The following is an 18,841-nucleotide window of genomic DNA, read 5'->3' as shown; positions in this document are numbered from 1 at the left end:
CCCGCGATCACGGCTGCGATCGCCGCACGATCCCACGGGAACCGGAGCCATATATCGCATCCGTATCACGCACTATCTGTGCCCTTTGCTGCAGGAAAACGGTCAAACACGGTGAGGTGAAGCTTTTTGCCGACAAGCAGGTGGATAGTACCGCGCATTCAGGTACAATCGGCCCCAGTACCGTGTCGGACACAGAGAGTAAAGAGTCACACATGCCAATGGATCTTGACGAAATCCGGGCCCTTACCCGCGATGATATGCAAGCTGTTAATACACTGATCCAGGATCAGGTCGATTCAGACGTAGCCCTGATCAATCAGCTTGGCTTTTATATCGTTAACAGTGGCGGCAAGCGTTTACGCCCGCTTCTGACGGTTCTGGCCGCCCGCGCCATGGACATTGACAATGATGACCACCATACTCTGGCCGCCATTATCGAATTTATTCACACAGCCACACTGTTACATGATGATGTAGTGGATGAGTCCACGTTGCGTCGAGGCCGTGAAACGGCCAATGCTATTTTTGGCAACCAGGCCTCCGTACTGGTCGGCGACTTTCTGTATACCCGCTCTTTTCAGATGATGGTAAGCCTGAAACGCATGCGTGTGATGGAAATTCTGTCTGAAGCCACTAATCAGATTGCAGAAGGGGAAGTGTTACAGCTGATGAACTGTAACGACCCGGATACCAACGAACAGCGCTATTTCGATGTGATTTATGGCAAGACCGCGCGTCTCTTTGAAGCGGCCACGCAACTCTCTGCAGTACTCACCGATCAACCCGAACCCATAGAACGTGCGATGCAGGACTATGGCAAGCACTTAGGGACGGCGTTCCAACTGGCCGATGACATTATCGACTATGTGTCGGACAGCGATGAAATGGGCAAGAATGCCGGTGATGATCTGGCCGAAGGCAAGCCCACGCTGCCACTGCTGTACGCCATGTGGAACGCACAGCAACGTGAAGACACTGTATTGATACGCGATGCCATAGAAAATGCAAACGGCCTGCAACACCTGACCAGAATTCAGACTATCATGCATGACACCGGGGCACTGGATTACACCCGCGCACGGGCTGAAGAAGAAGTGACCATGGCCATTAACAGCCTTGATCCTATCCCGGATTCGCCTTTCAAACAGGCACTTATTGCGCTGGCACACCTCTCAGTTGAGCGCACCAGCTAGCGCACACACACTGCGTTAGCCCCTGCCCTGTCCCGTCACTCTCAGGGCAGCGACGCTATTCACACCGCTAACCTGCGCCATCAACCGGGCGCGCAGACCTGCGCATACGCCATTGTGGGCGCAGTGAAAATAAAATTGCAAAGACTGTGCATGTGCTATATTTATTTTGCAGCAAATTCAGGGACAAAGAGTTCTGCTCATGTCGTATTGGACCCTGCCTGACCGGAATATATAAAGGGAACAATATGAATTACCTACGTACTGCGATTGTCGCATTAGCTATGGCCGGTGCACTCGCCGGTTGTACTACAAATACCGCCCCCGGCCCCACCGCTGAAACGGTTTCTCCCCCACCGCTGATCCCCAGAGATGTGCTGTTTGGCAATCCGCGGCGCTACCAGGGCCGGCTGAGCCCGGATGCCACAAAAATGAGTTTTCGGGCGCCGGTGGACGGCGTCATGAACCTGTGGGTCGGTGAGCGTGGCGACTTTAACAGCGCCAGCCCTATCACCAATGATACCGGCCGCGGTATTCCAAGCCACTTCTGGGCACTGGACAGCCAGCATGTCCTGTATACGCAGGATCAAAACGGTGATGAAAACTGGCACCTTTACAGTGTCGATCTGCAAAGCGGTGAGACCCTTGACCTGTCACCTTTCGAAGGCGTGCAAGCCAACATGATTGGCCAGAGTGAGCAGCATCCCGGTGTGGTGGTGGTGGGCATGAATGACCGTGATCCGCGCTGGCACGACGTGTACAAAGTAAGCCTGTCAGACGGTGAACGCACCCTGCTGGCAGAAAACCCTGGCTATGGTCAGTTCTTTATCGATAACGACTTAAACGTACGCCTGGCCATGAAAACACAGCCTGACGGCTCTGGTGACATTCTGCAAAAAACAGCCGATGGCTGGCAAACGTGGTTCAATATTCCCGCACAGGACATGCTGACCACCAATATTGTCGGTTTCGATGAAGCTAACGAAGGCGTGTACATGCTGGACAGCCGCAACCGTGACAAAGCTGCGCTGGTGCATCTGATGCTGGGTGAAGACACGCCAACGGTCATTGCCAGCAGCGAAAAGGTCGACATTTCAAATGTACTGGTCAACCCTCTGACCCACGAACCGTTTGCGTACGCGCTCGATCATATCCGGCCGGTCTGGTACGCCACTGATGATGACTACGCACCAGTGATAAAAGAATTTAACGCGCAGTTATCGGGTGGCTCGCAGGTGCTGGCACAATCGCTGGACAATCAGTTCTGGACGGTCTACACCGATGACAGCGACAGTTCACCGGTGTACAAAGTGTTTAATACTGACACCGGCGAACTGGATAAACTGTTCGTCACCCAGCCAGAAATCAATAACCTTAAAATGACCAAAATGCAGGGCGTTGTGATCCCTTCCAGGGATGGACTGGAACTGGTCAGCTATTTGTCTATCCCGCTGGAGGCTGATCCGGATCAGGACGGCGACCCAAGTACCACGTCACCACTGGTAATGCTGGTACATGGCGGGCCGTGGGCGCGCGACAGCTATGGCTTTAACTCTACTGCCCAGTGGCTGACGAACCGTGGGTATTCGGTATTGCAGGTGAATTACCGCTCTTCCACTGGCTTTGGTAAAGATTTCGTCAATGCCGGTAACAAAGAATGGGCACGGGCGATACATAACGACATTATCGATGCCAAAAACTGGGCGGTGGAGCAAGGCATTACCACGGCCGATGAGGTCGCCATTATGGGTGGCAGTTATGGCGGCTACGCAACGCTGGTCGGGCTGACGTTTACGCCGAAAGCATTCAGTTGCGGGGTGGATATTGTCGGGCCATCCAACCTGGTTACGCTGCTGGAGTCGATTCCGCCGTACTGGGAGAGCTTCCGTCAGGTATTTTATAACGCCATCGGCAATCCGGAAACCGAGGAAGGTCTGGCGCTGATGAAGGAGCGCTCACCCATTACCCACGTCGATAAAATACAAAGGCCGCTGCTTATCGCTCAGGGCGCCAATGACCCCAGGGTCAAGCAGGCCGAGTCTGATCAGATTGTTGAGGCCATGAAAGCGCGGGACATCCCGGTGTCGTATGTGCTGTATCCGGATGAAGGCCATGGCTTTCAGAAACCGGAAAATAACCTGTCATTTTTTGCCGTTGCCGAATCGTTCCTGGGCAACTGTCTGGGCGGACGGGTGCAGCCGGTCGGTGATGACTTTGAAGGGTCGAGCATCGACATTGTGCACGGGCTGGATTACCTGCCTGAAATCAGCGAAAAAATACAGGCCTCGATGTAGTACAGAGGAGGTGGGCGACTGCCCGCCTCCTTGCTTTACTTTCCTGATACCGCACTTTTCGCGGTAGAAGACACCAGATCTTTACTCCCATGGCTCTCTCCTTCCTGATCGATAATGCGCTCAGGCAGGTCAATTGCCGGTGTCCAGTTCTTCCACTCTTCGTCGGGATCCTGCGCAAGGCTAAAGCGCGCTCCAGGTGATGCGCGCTTACCAAATTCTGCGGGGGTGGCAAAACTAAGGCCGCCGTTCAACAGACTCACAATTGGGTTTGAAGACACCGAAACGCCCGTCAGGCCTACGTCCATCTCTACACCGCTTTGCTCCCAGAACACGCTGTTGGTGCGCAGCAGCTTGTCGTATGGCGCATGGATTTGTCCATACAGGATGACCTTTTCGCTTTGTAACTGATAGGCATACACTTTGCCCACCGGCACTTCTTTGTAGTAAATACTGTCACCGGGCGCAATATTGTGGAGCTGGCCACTGACGATCTCAACCCGTGTACCGTCGCGTTTGAGAATGGGCGGTCTGTCGAGTGCCTGAAACTTTCGCTGCGCATCGCCCTCACCGGGTTTAAAGGTGATATAGGGGCCGGAAACAATGGTGGCGATACCACTGACACCGCTGGTGCTGAATTCCGGCCGTACCACCCAGAACTGCGTATTGTCTCGCATCAGCGGCATCATTTCTTTGTTTACGTGCAGGGTCACATCAACCTGACTGAGCTCACTGTTAAACGTCATCGACTCGACATCCCCCACGTCCATACCTTTGTACCGCAGCCGGGTCTGGCCTTTCTTAATACCGTCGGCATCAGTGATGGAGATAATAATTTGCTCACCTTCCGGCGGCAGGTTACGCCACACAATAAAGCTGGTCAGCGCGATGGCAAAAACCGGAATGAGCCAGACCCAGTGACGTCCGGCACCCTCAGAGACCTTCGCCTTGCGTTTGTAACGCCGGCGTTTCTGCGTCCCGCTGTTATCTGAATCGTGGCCGTACTCATTCATAGTCAGTTCCCCGTATTACTACATTCTGCTGGGCCATTCGGCTGGGCATTACTTGTTTTGCTTCCACAGCAAGCGGCTGTCGAAGATTTGCGATGCAATTAAGGTGGTGATCACCACGCCGGCGAAGGCAACAATGCCGGGCCCCGGCTCTACCCGTGCCAGGTCCTGCAGCTTGACCAGAGCGACCAGGATGGCCACAAGAAAGACATCAAGCATCGACCAGGGGCCAAGTTTATCGACATAGTGCAACAGGGCAACCTGATGCTTTTTGCTCAATAACTTCACATGTTGTGCGATCAGCAGCAGGTACAGTAGCGCAACAATTTTTACCAGCGGCACCACAATACTGACAAAAAACACCAGCAGTGCCAGCCCCCACATTCCGTCGCTGTACAAGGTCATCACACCGCTGAGTATGGTGTTCTCAGTACTGCGGCCTAAATAAGTCATGGTCAGAATAGGATAGAAGTTGGCCGGGAAATACAGGATCATCGCAGCCAGAGTAAGCATTAGTGCGGGCCGGTTGTTGCGCTGTGTGGCTTTGACAATAGGGTGCTCGCAGCGAGCACACAGCAAAGACTGCCCCTCTTGCGGAGCCTCGTACGTTTGCTGAGCGCCACAGCGCGTGCAAATAACGTCCATACGCCTTTTCCTTTTGCTGTTTGCGCACACAAGGATACGTTTCGCCAGTCTGTTACCAGGGAAGATGCGGCCGCTCTGCCCGCTTGGCAGACCTATCCCTAACAAGCTGAATTAATTCATAGTTCTTGCTACGCATCAGTTTGGAAAATGGAGCAGTGGTGTTGATTGTTGCCGCGAATGGCAGGCCGGGACAGGCGCAGCGTCAGCCGCGTTCCAGCATGTACCCCAGTAAGCCGACCAAAAAGCCAAGAATACCGCCGAGCGGCGGTAACCAGTGATTTTCCATGCGAATTTGCGGTGCCACATCCTGCAATACTGAATACAGAATGCCGCCGGCGGCAAACAGCATGATCCCCCCTATCAAGTGGGGATAATCCGACAGGTAAAAGTAGCCCACCAGACTGGCCAGCGGACCCAGCAGCGCCATTAGAATAAACAGCAACAAAATACGGTTACGGCGCTGCTTGTTGGTGCGGGTCATTTCGCGGTAAGCGTTAAAGCCTTCGGGCAGATTCTGAATGCTGATCAATACGCCCAGTAGCAGCGTGCCACCGCCCAGCGCTGCGGTGGTGCCCAGCGCCAGCGATTCAGGCACAAAGTCAGTAAGCATGGCCGCCAGCTGGCTGCCGGAGGTCTTTTTACGTGCCAGATAAATGTCTAGGCCCATAAACGCCAGCGCACCGCCTACGAAACACAGACACGCGGCCAGCACTGAGACTTCTTTTACCCCTTCGGGCACCAGCACCAGAGCCACCGCAGAGATAAGTGCGCCCGCACCCAGCGCCATAATGCCGTGTCGCAGTTCCTGCTCTCGCCATTGCGTCTGAAAGCCCCGGATGCGCGACAATAACGCACCAGCCGGCATCGCCAGACCGGCTGCCGTAGCAACAATCAGCAGAATGGTAAGCTCATTGCCGGCCACGGCAGTCGTCATTGGTTAGTCCAGATCCAGCTCGCGGGTCATGTTTTCGTTGCGTTCACGGTGCACAATGATGTCATCTTCAATGCGTATGCCACCAAACGGACGGAACTGATCAACCTTGTCCCAGTTAATATATTTCGACGCCGGTGTGGCTTTTAAGTCAGCCAGCAGGCTGTCAATAAAGTACAGGCCGGGTTCAATGGTGAATACCTGATTCGGCTCGACCACACGCGTACAGCGCAAAAACGGATGGTCCTCTGGTGACGGTTTCGGCGTACCCCGGTCGTCGTTCATCTGCCCACCAACATCGTGAACCTGAAGCCCAAGGAAATGACCGATACCGTGCGGGAAGAAGGTGCGGGTGATACCCTGTTCAACAATCTCCGGCGCGCTTAAATTAACAATACCAACATCACTCAGAATTTGCGCAATCCCGTCATGGGCCAGCAGGTGAATGTCGGTATAGGCGACATTGGGCTTCAGTGAATCAACCAGCGTCAGCGTGACCTTGTCGACGGCCTGGATCAAATCACGAAACGCATTGTCCTCACGGCTGTAGGTACGGGTAATATCGGCGGCATAGCCATGGTAGGTAGCGCCGGCATCAATCAGAAATGACCGTGACGTTTTCGGCGCCTGAGTATCGCAGTGCATATAGTGCAAAATGGAGGCATGTTCATTGAGCGCGACGATGCCGGTATAGGGCACGTCGTTATCGCCGTGGCGGGTCGCCTGCGCATAGGCCAGATTAATATCAAACTCACTCTTGCCGTCTAAAAATGCCTGATGGGCTGCTTTGTGCCCGGAAACCGCGATTTTATTCGCGCCGCGCATACAGTCCAGCTCATAATCGGTTTTATAGGCGCGGTGAAAATGCAGATAGTGCAGCACGCGATCAGGGTTTACATTCTCAAACCCCAGGGCCCTGGCCACTTCAATGTATTCACCAATATAGGCAAAACCCTTTTTGTCGTACGGCAGGTGCTTTTCCACCGCATCCGGCTGCTTCAGCAGCACGATGTCAAAGCTGTCGGTCCAGAAATCGTTTGGCTCTGGCGGCACCTTGTGCCAGAAGTCGACCGGACGGTAGAAAATAAGTTTGGGCTTGTCTTCGCCGTTTACCACCAGCCAGCAGTTAGGGTTATCAACCACCGGCAACCATGCTTTGAACTGGGGGTTTACCTTAAATGGATAATGATTGTCATCCAGAAAAAGCCGCTTTCCCTGACCGGAATGGATGACCAGTCCGTCGAGTCCTTCACGTTGCAACGCTTCTTTAGTGCGTTTCTGCAGCACCTCGATATGCGCCTGATAAGTTTCCTGATGGTGTGACATAAAACCTCTTCACATTGGTTAGGGCCATGCGGCCAGCTCACGATGGCGCCAGTCTAGCATATTCGCGGCTGAAAAGGGGGGGGGCACACTCTGCCAGACTACTGTGGGGTCAGGTTCACCGCGCTCACACTGCCCTGACGTTCAAGCTGTTCGGCGGCCGGGATCATGGCATCGGTGAGTGACTCAAATATTCTGCTCGATTCCCCCAGCTGGCTTTCGTAAATGTACCGGTACGCCAGCACCGCTTTTACGTAATCGCGGGTTTCATGGTAGGGAATGGTCTCGATCCAGATATCCGTTGGAATGGCCGCGTCCTGTGGCAGCCACTCCAGCACCCGTTGCCAGCCCGCATTATAAGACGCCATCACCAGCACCGGGTTATTCTTCATTTTATCCATCAGATACCGCAGGTACTGCACCCCGTACAGCAAGTTCTGGTTTGGCTGAAACAGTGTTTCACGACTGACGTTTGTGTTGGCCACATAACGGGCGGTATTCGGCATAAGCTGCATCAGCCCCGTGGCCCCGGCAGGCGAAACGGCATCCTGCATAAACGAGCTTTCACGCCGGGCGATAGCCATGGCCAGCGCCTGGGGAACAGCAAACTGCTGCGCGGCGTCGGCAAACTCAGGCTGGTAAGCCAGCGGAAAACGGCGCTCGACATCGTTCCAGTAACCGCTTCTTGCGAAGCTGACGATGGCCTGATCGTGCCAGCCCCATTCACTGGCCAGTACTGCCAGGTATTTAATTTGTTCATCACTGACCTGACGCATCAGAAAACGCCATTCCCGGCGTGCTTCCAGATAGCGCTGCATCTTAAAAAATTCATAGGCCCGCTGAGCCGCAGGATGATGGCGTAATCGCTCAACGGCCGTGTCATCCACCGGTACCGGCGCATGATCCAGCGTTGGCGGCCGGGACAGCCGGGCACTGGCCATAAAGCCATAATAGTGCCGTTCTTTGGCTAAGCGGTCGTACAGAATACCGGCCTGTTGTGGCATGCCCAGTTTGTCGAATGCGCGCGCCTGCCAGTAAATAAAGGCATCGTCATTGCGCCGTTCGGTGCTTGCCCGGCCTATCACTGTCAGCACGTCTTTCCAGCGTTGCTGACGCAGCAGGTAAGCTAGATGCCAGCGTTTAACGTCTTCATCGGCACCGTCCACATCCGCCCGTCTTAGCCATTCACTGGCCTGCGGCGAATCATCAATGGCCAGACTCAGTGCAATCGCCCGATGCATCATTAGCAGTTGAGGCTGGCTGAACAGCGACTCACGCTGCCAGCGGTAATAGGCTTTAATCGCGGCGTCAGGATCGCGCCAGGCCAGTCGTTCGATGCCCCAGCTCAGAATATCCGCTTCATGGTCAGGATGGTTAAGCGGGAACAGGGAAGCACGGTTGACCACCGCTGGATTACGCCTGACGTTGTGCCAGCGCTCAGCCAGGTACTGCCAGTCGTCCGGTAGTTTGCGCTGCAGATAGGGAATTAGCCTGATGCTGCCACCTTTGGCGGCTTTCTCAATACGCATCAACACCTTTTGCGGCGTCATCAGCCCTTGCTTTTGCCAGGTACTGAACAGTGGGTCGCAGGCTTTCGGCTGCGACTTACCACTTAGCCAAAGACTGTCAACGCGGTGAAGCAATGTCTCCGGCGTCGGCGTATCCTCCAGTTGATAACGCAGGTAGTGACAGGTGATTTCTGCCCCCATCCCGGCCTCATAGCTGGCCAGAAACGCCTGCTTATGGCCGTATTTTGCCAGGTATTTCAACCAGCGACTGCGCAAGCCGTAGGTCACCGGCTGGCCGTCGTAACGCGCCAGAAAGGTTTCGACAATGTCACGGTTCTGAATAGTAAGGTGACGGTTTATTCGCAGCCGTTCAAGGTAGGGGTACAGCGGATAATCGGTAAGCCCGCTGGCCCTGGAAAGCGCAGCACCTAACCGGTTTCGGGCGGCCAGCTGCAGGGCATCCTCGGCGTCACGAAACGCCTCCCGTTGACTTTCGCGGGCACTTTCAGGCGCACTTTCTGCACTGGCTGCGGTAGTCACCAGTGCCAGCACCACCACGCGCAATGCTATTGAAAACGTCTTTAACCCTGAAACGGCTCGCTTCATTCTGCCATCCTTAAAAACCATCTGTCGCATTGCGCGACGCACTTCCAGGCTCTGCTGCTGGTCGTTATTTTCGTAATCAACTATTTCCGGCGTTTTTACGGACTATTATTTTTTTGGATTGGCTTTCGACACCATTCGCACCCATTATACAAGTTCAAAAGGGGAATTCGAACTTGAAAATCGCTGCTTACGATGCCACATTCCCTAAAATTGAAACGGGTGTTTGAACTTTTCATTGAAATTTTCGGTGACTTTGACAAGAATCGAGCCACCTGACATCGCACGTGAAACACTTTCTGTAAGATCACAGGTGATCATACAGCGGTGTTTTGCACAATTAAGAACAACATTCGTTACGTTGTTTTTCTGACATCCTGGCCAATGCCAAAGGAGACCAAAATGATATACACAGGCAAGAGTCTGACCGTCAGCCTGCTTGATGACGGCTTTGCTGAGCTGGTGTTTGATGCCGAAGGTTCAGTCAATAAATTTGACCGGCAAACCGTTGGCGAACTGGACGAAGCAACCCAGGTCCTCAAGTCACGTGATGACATTAAGGGTGTGCTGGTTCGCAGTAACAAATCCACCTTTATCGTTGGCGCGGACATTACCGAGTTTACCGAGCTGTTCGCCAAAGACGACGAAGAAGTGTTGTCGTGGGTAGCTAAAACTGCGCAGGTATTTGACCGTTTTGAAGATTTGCCTTTCCCTACTGTGGCAGCCATTAATGGCTTTGCCTTAGGTGGCGGCTGTGAAATGACCCTGGCCTGCGACATGCGTGTGGCCGACACCACCGCTTCCATAGGCTTGCCAGAAGTAAAACTGGGCCTGATGCCAGGCTTTGGCGGGACTGTGCGTCTGCCGCGTGTGATTGGTTCTGACAACGCGCTTGAGTGGATGACCACCGGTAAAGATCGTAAAGGTCAGCAGGCCTTAAATGAAGGCGCTGTTGATGCCGTGGTTGCGCCCGAGGCGCTGAAAGAGGCTGCGCTGTCGATGCTTAAAGACGCCGCCAGTGGTTCACTTAACTGGGAAAAGCGCCGCGATCAGAAAAAAGCGCCGCTGCAACTGAATAAAAATGAAGCCGCCATGAGCTTTTCTACCGCTGCCGCCATGGTAGCAGCCAAAGCCGGTAAGCATTACCCCGCCCCGCACATGATGGTGGAAACGGTGAAAAATGCCTCTGGCATGGATCGCGACGGTGCGCTGAAGCTGGAAAACGAAGGTTTTGTGAAGCTGGCTAAAACCGATGCAGCCAAAGCGCAGATTGGTATTTTCCTGTCTGACCAGCTGGTGAAAAGCAAAGGTAAAAAACAGGCTAAGGCCGCAACCAAAGAAAACAAACTAAACGCTGTACTGGGAGCGGGTATTATGGGCGGTGGCATTGCCTATCAGGCGGCCGTGAAAGGCCAGCCGGTAGTGATGAAAGACATCAGTACCGACGCGCTGGACTTAGGCTTGAAAGAAGCCTCAAAAATCCTAAGCAAAGGCATGGAGCGAGGCAAGGTTGATGCGAAGAAAATGGCGTCGACGCTGAATAACATCACACCCACCCTTGATTACAACGCCATGAAAGATGCCGATTTGGTGATTGAGGCGGTGGTAGAAAATGCCAAAGTGAAAGCCAGTGTGCTTCAGGAAACCGAGAAAACGGTGGCTGATGACGCCATCATTTGCTCGAACACCTCGACCATTTCAATTAATCAGCTGGCAAAGAACCTGGATAAGCCAGAGCGCTTTGTGGGCATGCACTTCTTTAACCCCGTGCATAAGATGCCACTGGTCGAAATTATCCGAGGTGAAAAAACCTCTGACGACACCGTAAATGCAGTGGTTGCCGCCGCGCTTAAGATGGGTAAAACGCCGATTGTGGTAAATGACTGCCCCGGTTTTCTGGTTAACCGCGTACTGTTCCCCTACTTTGCTGGCTTCAGCAAGTTAGTGCTGGACGGCGCTGATTTTGTGGCCGTGGACAAGGTAATGGAAAAAACCTTTGGCTGGCCGATGGGTCCGGCTTACCTGTTGGATGTGGTAGGAATGGACACCGCCGATCACGCCGCTGGTGTGATGGCCGAAGGCATTCCCGAGCGCATGCAGAAAATTGGAAACGATCCGGTCAGCCTGCAGTATCGTGCCGAGCGCTTAGGCCAGAAAAACGGCAAAGGCTTTTATGAGTATGGCACCGACAAACGTGGCCGTCCTACCAAGAATGCCTCGGACGACACCTATGCGCTACTCAAAGAGCACGTCAGCGACAGCAAGGATTTCGACAAGGACGAAATTATCGCGCGTCTGATGGTGCCTATGGCCAACGAAGCCATTCGTTGCCTGGAAGAAGGCATTGTCGGCAGTGCTTCAGAAGCCGACATGGCGTTGTTATACGGCCTGGGCTTCCCACCGTTCCGTGGCGGCGTTTTCCGTTGGATTGAAACCATTGGGTTAGCGAACTTCGTCGAAATGGCGGACAAATACGCCCACTTAGGCCCGATTTACCAGGTAACCGATGGCGTTCGCCAGATGGCCGCCGACGGTAAATCTTACTTCGCATAACCCTTAAGGAGACGCATCATGAAAGAAGTCGTAGTAATCGATTGTGTACGTACACCCATGGGCCGCTCCAAGGGTGGCGTATTTCGCAACGTGCGCGCAGAAACCCTGTCAGCGCAGCTGATGAGCGCACTACTGGAACGTAACCCCAATCTGGACCCGTCTGAAATTGAAGACATCATCTGGGGCTGCGTACAGCAAACCAAAGAGCAGGGCTTTAATGTTGCCCGTAACGCCCAGCTGCTCACCGATATTCCGCGCTCAACCAGTGCGGTAACCGTGAACCGCTTGTGTGGCTCGTCGATGCAGGCGCTGCACGATGCCGCCAAAGGCATTATGACCGGCAACGGTGACGTATTTATGATTGGTGGTGTTGAGCACATGGGCCACGTGCCGATGACCTTTAACCTGGACTTCCACCCAGGTCTGGCTAAATACACGGCCAAAGCCTCGGGCAATATGGGCATGACCGCAGAGCTGCTGGGCCGCCAGAATGGCATCAGCCGTGAAATGCAGGATGAGTTTGGTGCCCGTTCGCACCAGCGCGCCCACAAAGCCATGCAGGAAGGCCGCTGGGACAACGAGATCGTGCCTATTGAAGGTCACGACGCCAATGGCGTGCTGAAAATGATTAAAGACGATGAAGTGATCCGCCCCGACAGCACCAAAGAGTCGATGGCGGCGCTGCGTCCGGTCTTTGATCCGGTCAACGGTACCGTTACCGCAGGCACATCATCAGCCATCTCCGACGGTGCATCAGCCATGCTGGTAATGTCCGCCGATAAAGCCAAAGCACTGGGCCTGAAGCCGCGTGCGAAAATTCGCGCCATGGGTGTGTCAGGCTGCGATGCCGCCATCATGGGTTACGGCCCGGTACCGGCTACACAAAAAGCCCTGAAACGTGCTGGCATGAGCATGGACGACATCGAGCTGGCCGAGTTTAACGAAGCCTTTGCCGCTCAAGCCCTGTCGTGCATTAAGCAACTGGGCTGGCTGGAGCAGTACGACGAGAAGGTGAACCTGAATGGCGGCGCCATTGCACTGGGTCACCCACTGGGCTGCTCAGGTGCACGTATCAGTACCACGCTGCTGAACCTGATGGAGTCGAACGACAAGTCAGTGGGCCTTGCCACCATGTGTATTGGTCTGGGCCAAGGTATTGCGACTATCTTTGAACGTGTGTAACGCACACCGCTTCAAACAGCTACAATGAAAAGGGCCTGCGGGCCCTTTTTTATATTAGTAAGCTGGAAAGCGGACTCACTACACCATGCGCCCCCTGCTGGAGAAGGTAATGCTGCTGACTGACGCGTGCAAGCAGGGCCTTTACTTCCTGTTGGGTAAGCACTACAGGCAATTTTCGTTCGCGCCCGCTGTTGAGAAAGTTCATATCTTCCGGCAATGGTTTTTCCAGGTACTTTCCGTACAGAAACACCAACGCATTTAACGCCGTCGCCTGGGTCGACGCCGCCGTTTTACGTTTTACGGCCAGATGAGTAAGATACGCTTCAACATGCGTGACATTCAGCTTGTCGGGGTGAGAATATTGATGAAAGCGGATGAAATCCGCAATCCACGACAGATAAGTTTGGATAGTACGTTTAGCGTAGCGCTTTTGCAGCATAAATTCGTATAGCGACAAGAGAAAGGCAGATTTCATTGGTTTTTCGAAAATGAAACCAGTGTACGTTTACAGACGCAGAATAAAACTGACATTCAGACGGGTTTTGTCACTTTTTCTTCGCGAAAAACACCACGTCGATAAAACAGGCGTTTTGGGGTATTGAATTCATGAGCAAAATACACCACAGCGCACTATCCCTTTAGTTTAAGGCGCTTATCGCGTAATCTGACTACATCATCAACACTAAATACACCAAATCGGGTCGGGAAAACATACCGTTTTGGGGTCTATTAAATTGTTAGGTGCCATCGTTATTCCTAAGGAACAATTGATATGGAAAGCTCAGATATAAAGGACTATCTTAAAGCAAAAAAAGGGATGGCTATGGCTAAAGTCGCTTCCACTTTTTTATTGCTCTTCGTTTTTGCATTCCCTTTTTACGACAAGTTAGGTATTACGAACTACCTACCATTCATGGCACCGATGTTTGCCATGTTGTTAGTAGGGTACATTTGGTTTGGAGTGACGGGCGTATCCGAACAAACGTTGTTAAACATAATAGAGCGCCAGATCTCAAAAGACCCAGAAGCGATTCAAAGGTTGTCGAAACATGACACCTAACAAACGCATAAACACTCGCTTCGCTCGCGGGGGACAAATACACGTAGGCTCCCCTCGCTTTGCTCGGTAATATAGCCTACGTATATTTGCCCGTTATGCGGGAAGTTATATTTCAGAGAAAAGAAATGAGTTCATTTGACGAATTAAAAAATAGAGATATTGAGTCTTTAAAAAGAAGCTATGATCAGATCGCTAAATCGACAAGTCTTGGACTAAGCTTCTATAGGGAAGAAATTGCTCGCCGCGAAAATGAAGAGTTCAACTCAAAAATCAAATCAATGACTTCTCAAATGCGCAATATGACAATTTTCATTATGATCTTGACGGTCATTAACGTTGGAGTTGTTATTTATGATGTTTTCAAGGATGTTTAAACAATGAAATATAACAAACCACTCAAGGCTCTCGCTTCGCTCGCTGGGACGCTAACACATAGGCTGCGTCACTTCGTTCCTAATTTTAGCCCATGTGTTATCGCCCCTTAGTGGGAAGTTATACGTTTTGGAGACATATATGGCCACGGAATGGATCGATATAGTTGATACAACTATTAAAATTGGGCTAGGCGCAATAATCACTGCACTAGCTTCATTTTCTACTACTAAATTTCAAAACTCGAAAGCGGTTGAAAAAGAGTCAAAACAAATAAAAAGAGAAATGCTTCTAGTCGCAGTTGAAAAATCTGATGAATATATTCAGTTTTTGTCAGAGTATTTTTCAAGGCTCGCAGGTTTGGTTGATTCTTTACCAAAAGCAAACTCAGAACCAGACTTTTGGCAAGAAGCCGAAGATTGGGTGAAAGAAATCGAAGAAAAAGTCCTGAATGCTAGGGAAAATGTCTATATCGCCCAGAGTCGCCTCCAATTACTTGGTTTCACAGAGGTAACAACTATCCTCTACAGTATTCGCCAGCTAGAAGTTTCTATTCGCCAGTTTTATCCAAACATCAAAGAACAGAAAAAGCTACCGACAAGTGAATTTCTAGACAATTGGGCAAATCAGTTTTCTAATAGGAAGAATGCTTTTCAACAACAAGTTAGTAACGAGTTTCATACCCACTGCGTGTGAAACGTATAACAATCACATTAAGCCGCTCGCAGGCTCGCTGGGACAGCAACACGTGGGCTCTGTCGCTTCGCTCGGATTTTAGCCCACGTGTTACTGCCCCTTATGTGGGTGTTAGCTGCCTTTGGAAAGCGTCATGGATGTAATAGATATAAAAACATTTGTTCCAAGTAAGGATTACGAAATATCAAAGTCTTTCTACTCGGAAATTGGCTTCAAATCAGAATACGTAACCGACGATCTCACACTTTTTGAAAACGGAGATTGTCTTTTCTTTTTGCAGCGCTTCTACAATGAAGGTTTAGCCAAAAACTTCATGTTGCAAATTTGCGTTTCAGAGATCTACGGTGCGCATGAGCTATGTTCTAAGTCGGAACACAAAACCAAGATTACACCAATACAACAAGAATCTTGGGGTAAGGTATTTTATTTATGGGGGCCAGTGGGTGAACTGTTGCATATCACACAGTTGCGCAGCTAACAAAACGCTATTGTCACTCACTTCGTTCGCTGGGTCGCATACACGGGGCCGCTTCGCGATTATAGCCCCGTGCCTGCGCCCCAAAGCTTAGCGTTATGTTTTAGGAACAAGGATGTTTGAAAATAAGATAGTCACTGATTTAACAGCTTTGTTTGGAGCGATAACTGGAACATTAGCGCTGGTGTTTCAGTATTATATTTACACTAAAGATCGCTCTAGACTAAGGCTTATTCCTTCAATGGCGATTGTTTCATCATTGACTGATAATCCAATTGATAGACAAAAGTTAATCGACTTTAAATTAGATGTTGTAAATACTGGTCGCAGAGTAGCCTTCGTCGAGAGTGTCCATATAGAGGTAAGGCAAAATTGGTGGCGTAGGTTCTTTTCTCCAAAGGTTAAAATAGGAGTATTTGATGGGGCTGAGTCTAAACGCTTCGTGCAAATTAACGAGGGTGAAAAAGAGCATTTTTCTCTAAATCGATGGACCGGTTCATTTAATGTAATTGCTTCCAAAATGGCAAAAAACGAAAAGGTTGTCGTTACATTAACAACCGGAGAAGAAGTATCTAAGTGGTTTGAAACTGTAAAGCCAAAAACATAACAAACACATTAAGGCGCTTCGCTGGGACAGTAACACGTGGGCTCTGTCGCTTCGCTCGGATTTTAGCCCTCGCGTTACTGCCCCTTATGTGTGTGTTAGCTGTACCCGGAAAATTCACAACAGGAGGTTGTATGAAAAAACAAAATTCTAAACCGCAGCTGAAGGAATCCTCTTCCATCTCAGACCTTTTTAGGATGCAAACCGAAGTTGGTTTACTTGAATCGATGTCAAGATCAAAGGCACTTACCATTATGGTAATAGCTGGCATTCTATTATTTTCTGGATTCTTTTTTTTCTTGTTCAAAATGGCAGGAGGCTAATTTTGGCAACATGTACAGCTAACAAAACGCTGTTGTCACTCACTTCGTTTGCTGGGACGCAAACATGGGGCCGCTTCGCGATTATAGCCCCGCGTCTGCGCCCCAAAGCTTAAAGTTATACCCTAAGAGGAAAAATATGGATGTTTTGTCTTTTTTACACATTTTATTCGCTGTAGTTGGTTTAATTTCAGGCGCAATTGCTATAGCCAAGCGAAAGGGAGATGTCTTCCATACTTGGATAGGAAGAACCTTTGTAGCCAGCATGGTTTTTGTAAACGTCTCAGCTTTTGCAATGTGGCCTAAATATGGTTTCTCTTTTTTCCAACCCCTAGCTCTGTGGAACCTTATTTGGCTATTGCTGGGATATTATTACGCAGCCAAAAAGCCCAATAAGAAATGGCTAGTTAATCACTTTTACTTCATTGCATATGCTTATGTTGGGGTACTAGCTGCTGCGATCGCGCGTATACCTGCATCATTGGGTTTTGCGCCCGCAGAAGCGGCTTTTATATCTATTGGTGTAGTATTCTGTATTGCCGCTGCGTTTATTGAAAAGTATGGTAAAAGGATTAAACAGAAAAGTGTATAACAAACCGCTGTAGTTGATCGCAAGCTCCCTGGGACAACAACACGTGGGCTCAGTCGCTTCGCTCCAATTTTAGCCCAAGTGTTATTGCCCCTAAGCGGGGTGTTAGGCGTCAAGTTGCACCGCGTTGCGCAATGCGCTACACTCTTTTCATGATTAAGTCATTTAAACACAAGGGTCTTAAGCTGTTTTTCGAAAAAGGGAAAACTTCAGGCATTCAGACCAAGCACGCGAAAAAACTTCGCATGCAATTAGCTGCTATCCATACCGCGCAAAATACTGATGACATCAATTTACCCGGCTTCTCTTTACACCAACTGAAAGGAGAAAGGTCAAATATTTGGTCGATATCTGTCAACGGTAACTGGAGAGTAACCTTCGAGTTCACGGATGGTAATGCTTACATCTTAAATTACGAGGATTATCACTAATGAATATGCATAACCCACCACATCCCGGTGAATTTATTGAGTCCATTTATATGGAGCCACACGGCATAAGTTGCAGAACACTTGCTACCCATCTTGGTGTTGCCGCTTCTACACTAAATCGTGTCGTTAAGGGAAAAAGTGCAGTAACGCCAGAAATGGCATTAAGGTTATCAAAGGTATTAGGGCGCAGCCCTGAGAGTTGGCTTAGTATGCAAGACAACTATGAACTTTGGCAGGCAAAGCAAAACATCAACTTGGATAACGTGCAGCCAATAGATCTGCATGCCGCCTAACAAGCCAAGTAAGCGGGACAATTACACGTGGGCTCCCGTCACTTCGTTCCGTATCATAGCCCACGTGTAATTGCCCCTTTTTGGGGTGTTAGTTGCCTACAGGAAATTTTTGCTTTTGGTGTAAAACTCGAAGAATGTGAATAATGTCGTCATTTATGAAATATGAAACGATCATTGAAACCTCTGGAATTATTAACAGTCTTCCCGGTATACCCTCTCTCTCCACTCCCATAAGAGGTTGCTGATTCAAGTTTTCAACTTTCTTCTCAATTATTGCATCAGTTTTTTCTGCTGCTAATGGGTTAAATTCGTATAAAAACTCAAAAATAGCCTCACGATCGTCCAACGAACTTTTTTCCCATAAGATCATTTTTTGGCTTTATTCCTAATTTTCATTTTTCGAGCTTCCATGTCCAAGTTCGCTTCTTCATGACTGACGAACTTACTTTGTCCACTCTCTAATTTACTGAACGCAGCATTAACCTCTTCAGTAAGCCACTGATCATGAGTAATTATTTTTCGTTGCTGTTCAGCGAGTTCTTCCGTAAGCTCTCTACAAGCGTCACTTAAAGTGCGTCCTTGGCTTTCGGCCATTATCTGAGCTAGCCGTTTAGTTTCTTCATCTACTCTAAACTGAATACGGGTATCCACGGTAAACTCCTTATGAAATGTACGCACAAATGTTAGCACACCTGTTGAATTTACGGCAACTAACAAACAAATTATATCGTGCGCCAAGGCGCACTGGGACGCAAACACGCAGGC

The 18,841-nt window shown here is 50.4% G+C and carries 21 protein-coding genes; 13 read left to right on the top strand and 8 right to left on the bottom strand.

Translation table 11 applies throughout. From position 1 onward, the window contains the following. Positions 1–218: 218 nt before the first annotated feature. Together ispB and IE054_RS05495 are read left to right on the top strand one after the other, a co-directional pair. A complete protein-coding gene (ispB, locus tag IE054_RS05500) occupies positions 219–1,193 on the top strand; it encodes an octaprenyl diphosphate synthase (protein WP_189404756.1) in 975 nt (324 codons plus the stop codon). A 245-nt stretch (positions 1,194–1,438) separates the two neighbouring features. Next, a complete protein-coding gene (locus IE054_RS05495; RefSeq protein ID WP_189404155.1) occupies positions 1,439–3,484 on the top strand; it encodes a S9 family peptidase in 2,046 nt (681 codons plus the stop codon). A 35-nt stretch (positions 3,485–3,519) separates the two neighbouring features. On the opposite strand, the gene IE054_RS05490 is transcribed toward IE054_RS05495, so the two are convergent. From IE054_RS05490 to IE054_RS05470, 5 genes are all read right to left on the bottom strand, one after another. Further along, complete coding sequence (locus tag IE054_RS05490; RefSeq protein WP_189404153.1) at positions 3,520–4,494, bottom strand: MlaD family protein; 975 nt, start codon at positions 4,492–4,494, stop codon at positions 3,520–3,522. Positions 4,495–4,542: 48 nt separating this feature from the next. Continuing rightward, a complete protein-coding gene (locus IE054_RS05485; RefSeq protein WP_189404151.1) occupies positions 4,543–5,136 on the bottom strand; it encodes a paraquat-inducible protein A in 594 nt (197 codons plus the stop codon). A gap of 202 nt (positions 5,137–5,338) precedes the next feature. Next, positions 5,339–6,070 (bottom strand): ZIP family metal transporter, encoded by a 732-nt coding sequence (locus IE054_RS05480; protein WP_373293834.1) that lies wholly within the window; start codon positions 6,068–6,070, stop codon positions 5,339–5,341. A gap of 3 nt (positions 6,071–6,073) precedes the next feature. Next, the gene (gene pepQ / locus IE054_RS05475) at positions 6,074–7,393 is read right to left on the bottom strand and encodes a Xaa-Pro dipeptidase (protein WP_189404149.1); all 1,320 of its coding nucleotides are present in this window, start codon (positions 7,391–7,393) and stop codon (positions 6,074–6,076) included. Positions 7,394–7,491: 98 nt separating this feature from the next. Continuing rightward, positions 7,492–9,504 carry a transglycosylase SLT domain-containing protein gene (locus tag IE054_RS05470; RefSeq protein WP_189404147.1) on the bottom strand — a complete coding sequence of 671 codons (2,013 nt, stop codon included), beginning with the start codon at positions 9,502–9,504 and terminating at the stop codon, positions 7,492–7,494. Positions 9,505–9,903: 399 nt separating this feature from the next. Between IE054_RS05470 and fadB the strand changes: the two genes are divergently transcribed. Together fadB and fadA are read left to right on the top strand one after the other, a co-directional pair. Continuing rightward, positions 9,904–12,054 (top strand): fatty acid oxidation complex subunit alpha FadB, encoded by a 2,151-nt coding sequence (gene fadB / locus IE054_RS05465; RefSeq protein ID WP_189404145.1) that lies wholly within the window; start codon positions 9,904–9,906, stop codon positions 12,052–12,054. A gap of 18 nt (positions 12,055–12,072) precedes the next feature. Next, the gene (fadA, locus tag IE054_RS05460) at positions 12,073–13,236 is read left to right on the top strand and encodes an acetyl-CoA C-acyltransferase FadA (RefSeq protein WP_189404143.1); all 1,164 of its coding nucleotides are present in this window, start codon (positions 12,073–12,075) and stop codon (positions 13,234–13,236) included. A gap of 49 nt (positions 13,237–13,285) precedes the next feature. On the opposite strand, the gene IE054_RS05455 is transcribed toward fadA, so the two are convergent. Further along, positions 13,286–13,711: a site-specific integrase gene (locus IE054_RS05455; protein ID WP_189404141.1), complete on the bottom strand. Its 426-nt coding sequence runs from the start codon at positions 13,709–13,711 to the stop codon at positions 13,286–13,288. 297 nt (positions 13,712–14,008) lie between these two features. Here IE054_RS05455 and IE054_RS05450 point away from each other — a divergent pair, with 297 nt between their 5' ends. The 9 genes from IE054_RS05450 (at position 14,009) to IE054_RS05410 (ending at position 18,076) form a co-directional block, all read left to right on the top strand. Beyond that, entirely contained in the window at positions 14,009–14,296 is a 288-nt protein-coding gene (locus IE054_RS05450) for a hypothetical protein (RefSeq protein ID WP_189404139.1), read from the top strand. 125 nt (positions 14,297–14,421) lie between these two features. Continuing rightward, positions 14,422–14,670: a hypothetical protein gene (locus tag IE054_RS05445; RefSeq protein WP_189404137.1), complete on the top strand. Its 249-nt coding sequence runs from the start codon at positions 14,422–14,424 to the stop codon at positions 14,668–14,670. Between the two features lie 139 nt (positions 14,671–14,809). After that, complete coding sequence (locus tag IE054_RS05440) at positions 14,810–15,364, top strand: Z-ring associated ZapG family protein (RefSeq protein WP_189404135.1); 555 nt, start codon at positions 14,810–14,812, stop codon at positions 15,362–15,364. A gap of 133 nt (positions 15,365–15,497) precedes the next feature. Then, a complete protein-coding gene (locus tag IE054_RS05435) occupies positions 15,498–15,842 on the top strand; it encodes a VOC family protein (protein WP_189404133.1) in 345 nt (114 codons plus the stop codon). Between the two features lie 112 nt (positions 15,843–15,954). Continuing rightward, a complete protein-coding gene (locus IE054_RS05430) occupies positions 15,955–16,446 on the top strand; it encodes a hypothetical protein (RefSeq protein WP_189404132.1) in 492 nt (163 codons plus the stop codon). A 131-nt stretch (positions 16,447–16,577) separates the two neighbouring features. Beyond that, positions 16,578–16,766, top strand: coding sequence for a hypothetical protein (locus IE054_RS05425; protein ID WP_189404130.1), 189 nt, complete (start codon positions 16,578–16,580; stop codon positions 16,764–16,766). 136 nt (positions 16,767–16,902) lie between these two features. After that, on the top strand, positions 16,903–17,355 hold the full coding sequence (locus IE054_RS05420; protein WP_189404128.1) for a DUF2306 domain-containing protein: 453 nt from the start codon (positions 16,903–16,905) through the stop codon (positions 17,353–17,355). Positions 17,356–17,504: 149 nt separating this feature from the next. Continuing rightward, positions 17,505–17,783: a type II toxin-antitoxin system RelE/ParE family toxin gene (locus IE054_RS05415; protein WP_189404126.1), complete on the top strand. Its 279-nt coding sequence runs from the start codon at positions 17,505–17,507 to the stop codon at positions 17,781–17,783. Further along, positions 17,783–18,076, top strand: coding sequence for a HigA family addiction module antitoxin (locus IE054_RS05410; RefSeq protein ID WP_032095616.1), 294 nt, complete (start codon positions 17,783–17,785; stop codon positions 18,074–18,076). The genes IE054_RS05415 and IE054_RS05410 overlap by 1 nt, the downstream gene beginning before the upstream one ends. Positions 18,077–18,164: 88 nt before the next feature. On the opposite strand, the gene IE054_RS05405 is transcribed toward IE054_RS05410, so the two are convergent. Next, entirely contained in the window at positions 18,165–18,446 is a 282-nt protein-coding gene (locus IE054_RS05405; RefSeq protein WP_189404124.1) for a type II toxin-antitoxin system RelE/ParE family toxin, read from the bottom strand. Further along, on the bottom strand, positions 18,443–18,727 hold the full coding sequence (locus tag IE054_RS05400; protein WP_013783738.1) for a type II toxin-antitoxin system TacA family antitoxin: 285 nt from the start codon (positions 18,725–18,727) through the stop codon (positions 18,443–18,445). Before IE054_RS05400 ends, IE054_RS05405 begins: the two co-directional genes overlap by 4 nt. Positions 18,728–18,841: the final 114 nt, after the last annotated feature.

The sequence above is a fragment of the Alteromonas halophila genome (assembly GCF_014651815.1).
GTDB lineage: Bacteria > Pseudomonadota > Gammaproteobacteria > Enterobacterales > Alteromonadaceae > Alteromonas > Alteromonas halophila.
Note: the sequence above shows the minus strand (reverse complement) of the source record. Positions and strands in the feature narration are given on the sequence as shown.

Bases quoted from the DNA above. Each gene is read 5' to 3' on its own strand.
- ispB (WP_189404756.1), top strand. From the start codon at position 219: ATGGATCTTGACGAAATCCGGGCCCTTACCCGCGATGATATGCAAGCT.
- IE054_RS05455 (WP_189404141.1), bottom strand. From the start codon at position 13,711: ATGAAATCTGCCTTTCTCTTGTCGCTATACGAATTTATGCTGCAAAAG.
- fadB (WP_189404145.1), top strand. From the start codon at position 9,904: ATGATATACACAGGCAAGAGTCTGACCGTCAGCCTGCTTGATGACGGC.
- IE054_RS05435 (WP_189404133.1), top strand. From the start codon at position 15,498: ATGGATGTAATAGATATAAAAACATTTGTTCCAAGTAAGGATTACGAA.
- IE054_RS05440 (WP_189404135.1), top strand. From the start codon at position 14,810: ATGGCCACGGAATGGATCGATATAGTTGATACAACTATTAAAATTGGG.
- IE054_RS05425 (WP_189404130.1), top strand. From the start codon at position 16,578: ATGAAAAAACAAAATTCTAAACCGCAGCTGAAGGAATCCTCTTCCATC.
- IE054_RS05410 (WP_032095616.1), top strand. From the start codon at position 17,783: ATGAATATGCATAACCCACCACATCCCGGTGAATTTATTGAGTCCATT.
- IE054_RS05405 (WP_189404124.1), bottom strand. From the start codon at position 18,446: ATGATCTTATGGGAAAAAAGTTCGTTGGACGATCGTGAGGCTATTTTT.
- IE054_RS05480 (WP_373293834.1), bottom strand. From the start codon at position 6,070: ATGACGACTGCCGTGGCCGGCAATGAGCTTACCATTCTGCTGATTGTT.
- IE054_RS05420 (WP_189404128.1), top strand. From the start codon at position 16,903: ATGGATGTTTTGTCTTTTTTACACATTTTATTCGCTGTAGTTGGTTTA.
- IE054_RS05445 (WP_189404137.1), top strand. From the start codon at position 14,422: ATGAGTTCATTTGACGAATTAAAAAATAGAGATATTGAGTCTTTAAAA.
- IE054_RS05470 (WP_189404147.1), bottom strand. From the start codon at position 9,504: ATGAAGCGAGCCGTTTCAGGGTTAAAGACGTTTTCAATAGCATTGCGC.
- IE054_RS05430 (WP_189404132.1), top strand. From the start codon at position 15,955: ATGTTTGAAAATAAGATAGTCACTGATTTAACAGCTTTGTTTGGAGCG.
- IE054_RS05450 (WP_189404139.1), top strand. From the start codon at position 14,009: ATGGAAAGCTCAGATATAAAGGACTATCTTAAAGCAAAAAAAGGGATG.
- IE054_RS05415 (WP_189404126.1), top strand. From the start codon at position 17,505: ATGATTAAGTCATTTAAACACAAGGGTCTTAAGCTGTTTTTCGAAAAA.
- IE054_RS05485 (WP_189404151.1), bottom strand. From the start codon at position 5,136: ATGGACGTTATTTGCACGCGCTGTGGCGCTCAGCAAACGTACGAGGCT.
- fadA (WP_189404143.1), top strand. From the start codon at position 12,073: ATGAAAGAAGTCGTAGTAATCGATTGTGTACGTACACCCATGGGCCGC.
- pepQ (WP_189404149.1), bottom strand. From the start codon at position 7,393: ATGTCACACCATCAGGAAACTTATCAGGCGCATATCGAGGTGCTGCAG.
- IE054_RS05490 (WP_189404153.1), bottom strand. From the start codon at position 4,494: ATGAATGAGTACGGCCACGATTCAGATAACAGCGGGACGCAGAAACGC.
- IE054_RS05495 (WP_189404155.1), top strand. From the start codon at position 1,439: ATGAATTACCTACGTACTGCGATTGTCGCATTAGCTATGGCCGGTGCA.